The 9,879-nt window shown below is 73.8% G+C and carries 10 protein-coding genes; 4 read left to right on the top strand and 6 right to left on the bottom strand.

Going from position 1 to position 9,879, the window contains the following annotated elements; genetic code table 11:
* The first annotated feature begins 51 nt into the window (after window positions 1–51).
* Window positions 52–672: a class F sortase gene (locus tag ACWGDE_RS31330; RefSeq protein ID WP_453392410.1), complete on the top strand. Its 621-nt coding sequence runs from the start codon at window positions 52–54 to the stop codon at window positions 670–672.
* A gap of 37 nt (window positions 673–709) precedes the next feature.
* On the opposite strand, the gene ACWGDE_RS31325 is transcribed toward ACWGDE_RS31330, so the two are convergent.
* The 4 genes from ACWGDE_RS31325 to ACWGDE_RS31310 all read right to left on the bottom strand — a co-directional run bounded on the left by ACWGDE_RS31325 (window position 710) and on the right by ACWGDE_RS31310 (window position 4,350).
* Window positions 710–856: a hypothetical protein gene (locus ACWGDE_RS31325; RefSeq protein WP_453392409.1), complete on the bottom strand. Its 147-nt coding sequence runs from the start codon at window positions 854–856 to the stop codon at window positions 710–712.
* On the bottom strand, window positions 853–1,848 hold the full coding sequence (locus ACWGDE_RS31320; RefSeq protein ID WP_453392408.1) for a class I SAM-dependent methyltransferase: 996 nt from the start codon (window positions 1,846–1,848) through the stop codon (window positions 853–855). The genes ACWGDE_RS31325 and ACWGDE_RS31320 overlap by 4 nt, the downstream gene beginning before the upstream one ends.
* A 33-nt stretch (window positions 1,849–1,881) precedes the next feature.
* Window positions 1,882–2,658, bottom strand: a complete 777-nt coding sequence (locus ACWGDE_RS31315) for a sulfite exporter TauE/SafE family protein (protein WP_453392407.1) — start codon at window positions 2,656–2,658, stop codon at window positions 1,882–1,884.
* A gap of 396 nt (window positions 2,659–3,054) precedes the next feature.
* A complete protein-coding gene (locus ACWGDE_RS31310) occupies window positions 3,055–4,350 on the bottom strand; it encodes a ferredoxin reductase family protein (RefSeq protein WP_453392406.1) in 1,296 nt (431 codons plus the stop codon).
* Between the two features lie 168 nt (window positions 4,351–4,518).
* On the opposite strand from ACWGDE_RS31310, the gene ACWGDE_RS31305 reads away from it, so the two are divergent.
* Genes ACWGDE_RS31305 through nirD form a run of 3 tightly spaced genes read left to right on the top strand, consistent with a single transcriptional unit; the run spans window position 4,519 to window position 8,743 of the window.
* Window positions 4,519–5,856 (top strand): NAD(P)/FAD-dependent oxidoreductase, encoded by a 1,338-nt coding sequence (locus ACWGDE_RS31305; protein WP_453392405.1) that lies wholly within the window; start codon window positions 4,519–4,521, stop codon window positions 5,854–5,856.
* 2 nt (window positions 5,857–5,858) lie between these two features.
* The gene (gene nirB, locus ACWGDE_RS31300; protein ID WP_453392404.1) at window positions 5,859–8,411 is read left to right on the top strand and encodes a nitrite reductase large subunit NirB; all 2,553 of its coding nucleotides are present in this window, start codon (window positions 5,859–5,861) and stop codon (window positions 8,409–8,411) included.
* Entirely contained in the window at window positions 8,408–8,743 is a 336-nt protein-coding gene (nirD, locus tag ACWGDE_RS31295; protein WP_453392403.1) for a nitrite reductase small subunit NirD, read from the top strand. Before nirB ends, nirD begins: the two co-directional genes overlap by 4 nt.
* A 15-nt stretch (window positions 8,744–8,758) precedes the next feature.
* Here the strand turns inward: nirD and ACWGDE_RS31290 are convergent, their stop codons facing one another.
* The gene (locus ACWGDE_RS31290; RefSeq protein WP_453392402.1) at window positions 8,759–9,166 is read right to left on the bottom strand and encodes a VOC family protein; all 408 of its coding nucleotides are present in this window, start codon (window positions 9,164–9,166) and stop codon (window positions 8,759–8,761) included.
* Between the two features lie 123 nt (window positions 9,167–9,289).
* Window positions 9,290–9,754 carry a group III truncated hemoglobin gene (locus ACWGDE_RS31285; protein ID WP_453392401.1) on the bottom strand — a complete coding sequence of 155 codons (465 nt, stop codon included), beginning with the start codon at window positions 9,752–9,754 and terminating at the stop codon, window positions 9,290–9,292.
* Window positions 9,755–9,879: the final 125 nt, after the last annotated feature.

Below are 9,879 nucleotides of genomic sequence, written 5' to 3'. Positions count from 1 at the left end.
ACGGCCAGTCACCACAGAGAGAACGAAGGCGCGACGGCAAGGGGGCCCGCGATGGACGCAAACCGAGCCCGCTCCGGCGGGCTCGTGGCACTCGCCGCCTGCATCGGCGTCTGGCTGGTCGGCAGCGGATCCGGCGAGCAGGTCCGGCCCCCGTTGCCCTCCCCCGGCGAGGCGCTGAGCGCCCACGCCCAGTACCCCGGGGCCATCGCCCCGCTCCCCGGTTCCCCGCCCACCCGCATCAAGATCCCCTCCATCCGGGTGGACGCCCCGCTCACCGGCCTCGGCCTCCAGTCCGACGGCAGCCTCGAAGTCCCGCCGCCCGCCCGCCGGGACCTGGCGGGCTGGTACCGCGAGGGGACCACCCCGGGCGCCACCGGTACCGCGGTCGTCGCCGGGCACGTGGACAACGCCACCGGGCCGGCGGTCTTCTACCACCTCGGGGCGCTGCGCCGGGGAGCCGTGATCGAGGTCGCCCGCGCCGATGGGCGTACGGCCGTGTTCACGGTCCACGCGGTCGAGGTCTACGACGCCCGGGCCTTCCCCGACTCCCGCGTCTACGGGTCTTCGCCGCGGGCCGAGCTCCGCGTCATCACCTGCGGCGGCGGCTTCTCCCCGCGCACGGGCTACCAAGGCAACGTGGTCGTCTTCGCCCACCTGACCGGTACGTACTGAGGCCCGCGCGCGGCCCCACCCGCGGGGCCGGACCCCGTCAGAACGCGGGCGCGTACCAACGGCGGTGCACGAACGGCTCGACGCACAGGACCGCGGCGCCCGCGACGACGCCCACGAGCAGGGAGCTCCGGCCGCCCCCGGCCACCAGCGCGCCGAGGACGGCGAGCGGGAGGTCCGGATTCACCGCGTACCGCCGAGGGAGGCGCCGGCCCCGCTGCCGTCGGACTGACCGCTGCCCGGCCCCTGCCCGTCAGGGCCCGGCCGCTCGGGGCCCACGAGCCGGCGCGAGGAGCGGCCCATGGCCCGGCGCAGCGGCTCCTCCAGCTCCGGCCGGACGCCGATGACCGGGCGCAGGGTGGTGCAGAAGGGGTTGGCCAGGAAGCGGGGTTCGTAGACCAGGGGCCGGATGCCGGGCACGTTCGCGGCGCGCAGCAGGGTCTCGTCGGAGTGGGCGCGCCGGGCGGAGACGACCCCGTCGTGGCGGCCGAGCGGGTGGCGCGTCCGGGCGCGGTGGAACATCCAGGCGCCGAGGGGCGCGAGCCCGGTGGCGGCGATGTCGAAGTGGCAGAAGGCGAGGGCCGGCGAGTCGGCCTGGGCCTCGAAGAACTCCGTGAGCGCCCGGCCCCGGAAGTGGTGCAGCACCCCGGTGGAGACGTAGACGGTGGCGATCTCGGGGAGGTCGAAGGCGTTGCCGTGGACGAACCGGCAGTCGAGCCCCTCGGCGCGGGCCAGCCGTTCGGCCTCGGCGACCAGTGCGGCGTCGAGGTCGACGCCGATGAGTTCCACGCCCGGTCCCAGGGCTCCGGTGGCCGCGAGCCGGCGGATCAGGTGGCCGAGTCCGGAGCCGATGTCGACGAGCCGGAACCGGCCGCGCCGGCCGGCGATCTCGCGGATGGCCTCGAAGAGCGGGCCGATCACGTGCACGAGCCGCTCGTCGATGCGCAGTTCCTCGCTGAGCCGCTGCATCTCGGTGTGGACGCCGATCATCAGGCGGTCCACGGCGAGCGGATCGAGCACGCCGTCCGGTCCGGCCGGCATCCGGGCGACGATGCGGGCCGCGCGCGGGTCCCCCGATTCCCGGAGCCTGCGGATCACGTCGTCGCGCAGGACCGGCAGCCTCTCCCCGGTGCGCGGGTCCGTGACGGTGATCAGGTCGGATATCTCGAGGTGGGGCACGCCGGGAACATTACGCCGGTCAGAGCCCCGGACTCAGCCCCACTGCTCGAAGCCCAGCTTGAGCACGAGGGCGCCGACCACCGTCAGGAGGACGCCGCGCACGAACCCGCTGCCCTTCTTCAGTGCCATCCGGGCCCCGACCATGGCGCCGGCCAGGTTGAACGCGGCCATCAGCGCGGCCAGCTGCCACAGCACCATGCCCTGGTACGCGAACATCGCGAGCGCCCCGGCGTTGGTGCACACGTTGACGATCTTCGCGGTGGCGGAGGCGGTGACCAGGTCGAGGTGGAGCAGGGCGGTGAGGGCCAGGACCAGGAAGGTGCCGGTGCCGGGGCCGATGAGACCGTCGTAGAACCCGATGCCGAGGCCGGCCAGGGCGATGGCGAGCAGGACGCGCTGCCGGCTGACCGGGGTCGCGCCGGGGGCGGTGCCGAAGGCGGGCCGGAAGAGCACGAAGCCCGCGACGACCACCAGGACGACCATGATCATCGGACGCAGCGCGTCCTTGCTGATCCCGCCGGCCAGCGCGGCCCCGCCCATCGAGCCGGCGAGCGCGGCCAGGCCGATGCGGACGGCGAGCTTCACGTCCACCGGCGTCTTGCGCAGATAGGTCACGGCGGCACCCGTGGTGCCGACGATCGCCACGGCCTTGTTGGTGCCGAGGACGGTGGCGGGGTGGGCGCTGGGCAGGCCGAGCAGCAGGGCCGGCAGGAGCAGCAGACCGCCGCCGCCCACGACGGCGTCGATCCAGCCCGCCGCGGCGGCGGCCACGCACAGCACGATGATCATGGTTGTCGATATGTCAGGCACGGCACCGACCCTACGGAGCAGTTGGGTGCACCATCCATCAATCCCCGGAAACTTGCGCAAAGGTTGAGCTTTGACGGGCCGGCGCCCGGTCCGGGGCCACCGGAGCCGAAGGTTCCACCGCCGCCGTCAACACGCTCGCGGCCAGCACGCTCGCCAGCCCCAGCCCGGCCGCCAGCCGCCCAGCGGGCGGTACGAGCGCCAGCGCGGCCAGCGCGGCGTGCACCGGGGAGGTACGGGGCCTGCGGTGCCGGGCGGAAACCGCGGCCCCGGAACCGGCCCCGGGCCGTACGGGCACGGACAGGGCGACGTGCAGCGGGTGGCGCATGGTGCGGCGACCTCTCGGGGACGAAAACGGAGACGGGCTCAGCGGGCGGGCCCGGGCGGGCAGACGGCGGCTCAGAAGCTGAAGCACTCCGAGTGGATCCGCCCGCCCGGCACCCCGGCCCGCAGCAGCGCGGACTGGGTGGCGTCCGCCATCCCGGGCGGCCCGCACAGGTACACGTCGTGCTCCGCGAGGTCCGGGAGCAGCGCGAGCAGGGCCTGCGGAGCCAGCGGATCGTATGCGGCGTCCGAGCGCCCCAGCAGGTAGTGCAGCCCGGCCCGCCGCTCGGCGGCGATGGCCTCCAGCTCGGAGCGCAGGACGAGGTGTTCCTCGGCCCCCGCCCGGTAGAGCAGGGTGATGTCCCCCGGCCCGCCCGGCAGGGTCTCGAACAGGGCCCGCATCGGGGTGATCCCGACCCCGCCGGCGATCAGCAGCACCTTGGGCCGGGTCCGCCGGGCGGCGGTGAGCGCCCCGAAGGGCCCGGTGGCGACGACCCGGGTGCCCGGACGCAGCCGGCGGATCCGGCGGGAATGGCCGCCCAGCGCCTTCACGGTGATGCGCAGGGTGTCCCCGCGGACCGGCGCCGACAGGGAGAACGGCAGCGCGGTGTGCCACAGCCGGCGCTGCAGGAACCGCCAGCGCAGGAACTGGCCCGGCTCGGCGCGCAGCTCCGCGAGGTGCTCCCCGCGGACCACGACGGAGACCACCCCGGGCCCCTCGACGCGGACCTCGGAGACCCGCAGCGCGTGCCGCAGGGCCTGCCGGACGGGGACCACGGCCCGGTACCAGACGAGCAGGACGGCGACGACGGCGTGGGCGAGCGCCCAGAACCAGCCGACCAGGGCCAGGTCGGGCCCGGCGAGCTGGTGCGCGAAGGCCAGGGCGGCGGCGAGGTAGACCAGCAGGTGCACCCCGCGCCAGGTTTCGTGCGAGACGCGGCGGCGTACGGAGCGGGCGGAGGTGATGCCGACGGCGGCCAGGAGGACGGTCCCGGCCACCGCGGCGGCCACGGCCGGGTAGCCGAGCAGCTCCCGGACGGCGGAGAGCACGTCGGCCCCCTCGTGGACGGCGTAGCCGCACAGCGCGAAGAGCCCGTGCCCGAAGCAGAGCAGCAGGACGTGGCGGCCGCCCAGCGCGTGCCAGCGGGCGAGCCGGTCGGCGCCCACCCCGTGCTCGACGGCGGGAACCCGGGCCATCAGGAACAGCAGCACGAGCACCCCGTACCCGGCGAGCAGCCCGGACAGGTGGGCGGCGGTCGCGAACAGCGCGTCGAGCCGGGCGGAGGGCCTTACCTGGGCTGCCCACAGCAGGGCCACGACCCCGGCCCCGCCCAGCATCCCGCCCTTGACCCGCACCGCCGCATCTCGCATACGAGCCACGCTAAGGGCGGTCCGGGCGGCCGCCCGGCCGGGCGGTTGATCCTTAAGGCGGCCTTGAGGAACGCCTCACCGACCCTTAACCCGGACGCTGAGGTCGGCGTTCCGTCCGGGTAACAAGGGCGATGCCGAGGGGAAACAGCAGCCGCGCACGCTCGTGTCATGACCTCGGAACAGCAGCGCGTGGTGGTGATCGGCGGCGGCCTCGCGGGCCTGCGGCTCGCCGCCCGGCTGGGCGGAAACGTCACGGTACTCGGCGAGGAGCCGCACGTCCCGTACAACCGGGTCCTGCTCGCGGAGGTCCTGGCCGGGCGGTACGCGCCGGAGGTGACGGCCCTGCCGGACGCCGGCCCGGCGCTGCGCCGGGGCGTGCGGGCGGTGCGGATCGACCGGGCCGAGCAGGTGGTGCACTGCGACGACGGAACGGTCGAGCCCTACGCCGCGCTGGTGCTGGCCACCGGCTCCAACCCGGTGCTGCCCGCACTGCGCGGCCTGTTCGAACCCGAGGGCCGGGAACTGCCCTCCGGGGTCCACGCGTTCCGCACCATGGACGACTGCCTGGCCCTGTCCGCGGCCGTAGGCCCCGGCGTGCGCGCGGTGGTGATCGGCGGCGGCCTCCTCGGCGTCTCGGCGGCCCGCGCCCTCGCCGAACGCGGCGCGCAGGTCGTACTGGCGCAGCAGGGCGAGCGCCTGATGGAACGCCAGCTCGACGCGGACGCCTCGGCCCTCCTCCAGACCCACCTGACCGACCTGGGCGTGGAAATCCACACGGAATGCCGAGTCCGCGGCCTGACGACGACTGCGACGCCACAGCCGGGGCTCCGCCCCGCCCCCGGCCGGGGCCCGGCGGGGAGCCGCACCGTGACCGGGGTCGAGCTCGCCGACGGCTACCGGCTCGAAGCCGACATCGTCGTACTGGCCTGCGGGGTAAGGCCCCGCACGGGCCTGGCCCTGGCCGCCGGCCTCGATGTCGGCAAGGGCGTCCTCGTCGACGACGAGCTGCGCACCAGCGACCCCCGCATCCACGCCATCGGCGACTGCGCCGAACACGCGGGCCGGGTCTACGGCCTGGCAGGCCCCGCCCTGGAACAGGCCGAGGCCCTCGCCAAGGTCCTCCTCGGCACCGGCCGAGGCATCAGCGCCGACACCAACAACGGCACCACCACCGGCGCAACCCCGGGCACCCCCTCCGGATACACCGGAACCCGCGCCCTGACCCGCCTCACCCTCACCGCCGGCGGCGACCGCCCCCTCGACCTCGCCGCCTTCGGCGAGACCACCCCGCTCCCCGGTGACGACGTGGTCCGCCTCGCCGACGCCACCCGCCGCACCTACCGCAAGGTCGTCGTCCGCGGCGACCGCCTGGTCGGCGGGGTCCTGCTCGGCGAGCTCTCCAGCGTGGGCGCCCTCGCCCGCAGCTGGGAGGACGGCGCCCCCCTCACCGACATGCACGGTCTCACCGACTTGCACCACCTGCTCACCGACGACGGAGGCTCCTGATCATGGCCGCAGCCACGCCCACGCCCACCCCCGCCATCGTGCTCATCGGCCACGGCATGGTCGGCCAGCGCTACCTGGAGGCGCTCGCCGAGCGCGGCGCCACCGCCACGCACCGGATCACCGTGCTCTGCGAGGAGCCCCGACCGGCCTACGACCGCGTGCACCTGACCTCGTACTTCTCCGGGAGCACCCCCGAGGACCTCTCGATGACCCCGGCCTCCTTCATGGAGGACCACGGGATCGACCTGCACCTCGACGACCCCGCCGAGAGCATCGACCGGGAGGCCCGGACCGTCACCTCCCGCTCGGGGCGCGTGTTCCCGTACGACGTCCTCGTGCTCGCGACGGGCAGCTACCCCTTCGTGCCGCCCGTCCCCGGCAAGGACGCCCCGGGCTGCTTCGTCTACCGCACCATCGAGGACCTCCTGGCGATCGAGGAGTACGCGAAGACGCGTACCAGCGGCGCCGTCGTCGGCGGCGGCCTGCTCGGCCTGGAGGCCGCGGGCGCGCTCCAGGGCCTCGGCCTCGCCACCCGCATCGTGGAGTTCGCGCCCCGGCTGATGCCCGTCCAGGTCGACGAGGGCGGCGGCGCGGCCCTGCTGCGCACCATCCAGAACATGGGGCTCACCGTCCACACGGGCGTCGGCACGCAGGAGGTCGTCACCGGCGAGGACGGCTCCGTCACCGGCATGAAGCTGTCCGACGGTTCCACGGTCCCCACCGAACTGGTCGTCTTCTCCGCCGGCGTCCGCCCCCGCGACCAGCTGGCCCGTGAGAGCGGCCTGAACGTCGGCGAGCGCGGCGGCATCGCCGTCGACGCCCGGTGCCGCACCTCCGACCCGCACGTCTACGCCATCGGCGAGTGCGCGCTCGCCGCCGACGGCCGCGTCTACGGCCTGGTCGCCCCCGGCTACGAGATGGCCGAGACGGCCGCCGAGGACCTGCTCGGCCGCGAGAAGGAGTTCACCGGAGCCGACCTCTCCACCAAGCTCAAGCTGCTCGGCGTGGACGTGGCCTCCTTCGGCGACGCGCACGGCGCCACCGCCGGCAGCCTCGACGTCGTCTACTCCGACTCCCGCTCCGGGGTCTACAAGAAGGTCGTCGTCTCCTCCGAGGGCGTCCTGCTCGGCGGCGTCCTGGTCGGCGACGCCGACTCCTACGGCCTGCTGCGCCCGCTCACCGGCTCCGTGCCGCCCGTCACCCCCGAGCAGCTGGTGCTGCCCGCCGGGGCCGGCGCGCCCGTGGCCCTGGGCCCGGCCTCGCTCCCGGACTCCGCGGTGATCTGCTCCTGCCACAACGTCACCAAGAAGGACATCACCGCGCACACGACCGTGCCCGAGGTGAAGAAGTGCACCAAGGCGGGCACCGGTTGCGGCAGCTGCCTGAAGGTGATCGGCCAGCTGATGCCGCCCGCCGCCGACAAAGGGCTGTGCGACTGCTTCTCCTTCACCCGCGCCGAGCTCTACGAGATCGTGCGCACCCTGCGCGTGACCTTCTACCAGCAGCTCCTGGACAGCCACGGCCGCGAGGGCGCGCGCGGCGGCGACGGCTGCGAGCTGTGCAAGCCCACCGTGGGCTCGATCATCGCCTCGCTCGCCCCGACCCTCGGCGCGAGCGGGTACGTCCTGGACGGCGAGCAGGCCGCCCTGCAGGACACCAACGACCACTTCCTCGCGAACATGCAGCGCAACGGCTCGTACTCGGTGGTCCCGCGCATCCCCGGCGGCGAGATCACCCCGGACAAGCTCATCGTGATCGGCGAGGTGGCCCGCGACTTCGGCCTCTACACGAAGATCACCGGCGGCCAGCGCATCGACCTCTTCGGCGCCAGCGTCGACCAGCTCCCCCGCATCTGGGCCCGCCTGGTCGACGCCGGATTCGAGTCCGGGCACGCCTACGGCAAGGCCCTTCGTACGGTGAAGTCCTGCGTGGGCCAGACCTGGTGCCGCTACGGGGTCCAGGACTCCGTACGGATGGCCATCGACCTGGAGCTGCGCTACCGGGGACTGCGCGCCCCGCACAAGCTCAAGTCGGCGGTCTCCGGCTGCGCCCGCGAGTGCGCGGAGGCGCAGAGCAAGGACTTCGGGGTGATCGCCACGGCGAGCGGCTGGAACCTCTACGTCGGCGGCAACGGCGGGGCCACCCCGCGCCACGCGGACCTGCTGGCCCAGGACCTGTCCGACGCCGAGCTGATCCGGCTCATCGACCGGTTCCTGATGTTCTACATCCGCACGGCCGACCGGCTGGAGCGCACCTCCACCTGGCTGGAGCGGCTGGAGGGCGGCCTCGGCCACCTGCGGGACGTGGTCGTGCACGACTCGCTCGGGCTGTGCGCGGAGCTGGAGTCGCTGATGGCCGACCACGTGGCGCACTACCGCGACGAGTGGGCCGAGACCCTGGAGGACCCAGAGCGGCTGCGCCGGTTCGTCTCCTTCGTCAACGCTCCCGGCGCCCCCGACCCGACCGTGAAGTTCGTCCCCGAGCGCGACCAGGTCAAGCCCGACCTGACCATCCTCACCCTCGAGCCCGTTGGATCCCTGGGAGGCACCCGATGACCGTCGAACTGCAGGTGGAGGAAGGCTGGCTGACGGTGTGCGAGCTCTCCGAGCTCGTCCCCGGACGCGGGGTCGCGGCCCTGCTCCCCGACGGGAGCCAGGCCGCGGTGTTCCTCGACCGCAAGGGGCGCCCGTACGCCATCGCCAACCGGGACCCCTTCACCGGGGCGTACGTCCTCTCGCGCGGCCTGCTCGGCAGCGCCGACGGGCGGACCTTCGTGGCCTCCCCGCTGCTCAAGCAGCGCTTCGACCTGGAGACGGGGCGCTGCCTGGACGACGAGTCCGTGGCGGTGCGGACCTACCCGGTGCGCACCGCCGCGACCTCCGTGTGAGGGCGGGACCGGGGATCAGCCCTGGACCATCGCCGGGTCCATCCACATGATCTCCCAGGTGTGCCCGTCCAGGTCGTCGAAGGCGCGGCCGTACATGGTGCCGTAGTCCTGGGCGGCGCGGGGCTCGGTGGCACCGCCGGCCAGGGCCCCGTCGACGAGCTCGTCCACCGCGGTGCGGCTCTCGGCGCTCAGACACAGCAGCACCGAGGTGGTGGTGGCGGTGTCGGCGATGGCCTTGTGGGTGAACTCCTTGAAGCGGGCCTCGGTCAGGAACATCGCGACGATGGTGTCGCTGATCGGCATCGAGGCGCAGTTCTCACCGGTGAACTGGGCGTTGAAGGAGTAGCCGAGCCCGGCCCAGAAGGCCTTCGTCGCGTCGAGGTCCTTGACCGGCAGGTTGACGAAGATCATGGTGGAGGACATCGCGGTCCCTCTTCTCTCGGTGTGTTCCCGTTGCTTTCGAGAGGTAGACCGCGGGTCCCCGGAGAACTCATCGCTCCCGGCGAAGTTTTTTCGGATTTTCCTCGCGGAGGACGAATCCGCAGGTCAGGCGAGGGAGCGCAGTTCCAGCGCGGCCAGCGGTACGAAGCCCACCGCGTCCTCGCCACGCAGCAGTTCCTCGTCCGCGCCGGCGAGCCGCTTGTGCAGGGTCAGCGCGATCCGCTCGCCCTGGGCCTTGGCCCGCTCCGCGTTCGGGCCCGCGTGCAGTCCGTCGATCGTGGCGCGCCACAGCTGCACCCAGCGGCCGAAGTCCCCGGCGTTCATCTCGCGGGCCGAGTGGAGGGCGGCGTGCGGGGCGAAGGCGTCGCGCCGGTAGTCGGCGCTGCGGAAGAGGGCCCGCTCCCAGAAGTCGGTGATCCGTGGCAGGTGCACGTCGAGGTCGGTGCCGGCGATCTGGGTGAAGAACGGCCCGATCCGCGGGTCGGCGAAGGCCGCCGTGTAGAAGCGGCGCAGCACGACGTCCAGGTCGGCGCGGCCGGAGATGTCGGGGGCGGCGGCGTTGTGGCTCATGGGTCCACCATCCTCCCGCACCCGGGGCCTCCCCAGGGCAGAAAGTCCCGCAGTACGTCACCTCGAACGGTGCCCGCGCCCCCGCGCACGCCTCCCGCGCACCCTCGCGCCCCCTCACCCCGCCG

This window comes from Streptomyces sp. NPDC054956 (assembly GCF_053609185.1).
Note: the sequence above shows the minus strand (reverse complement) of the source record. Positions and strands in the feature narration are given on the sequence as shown.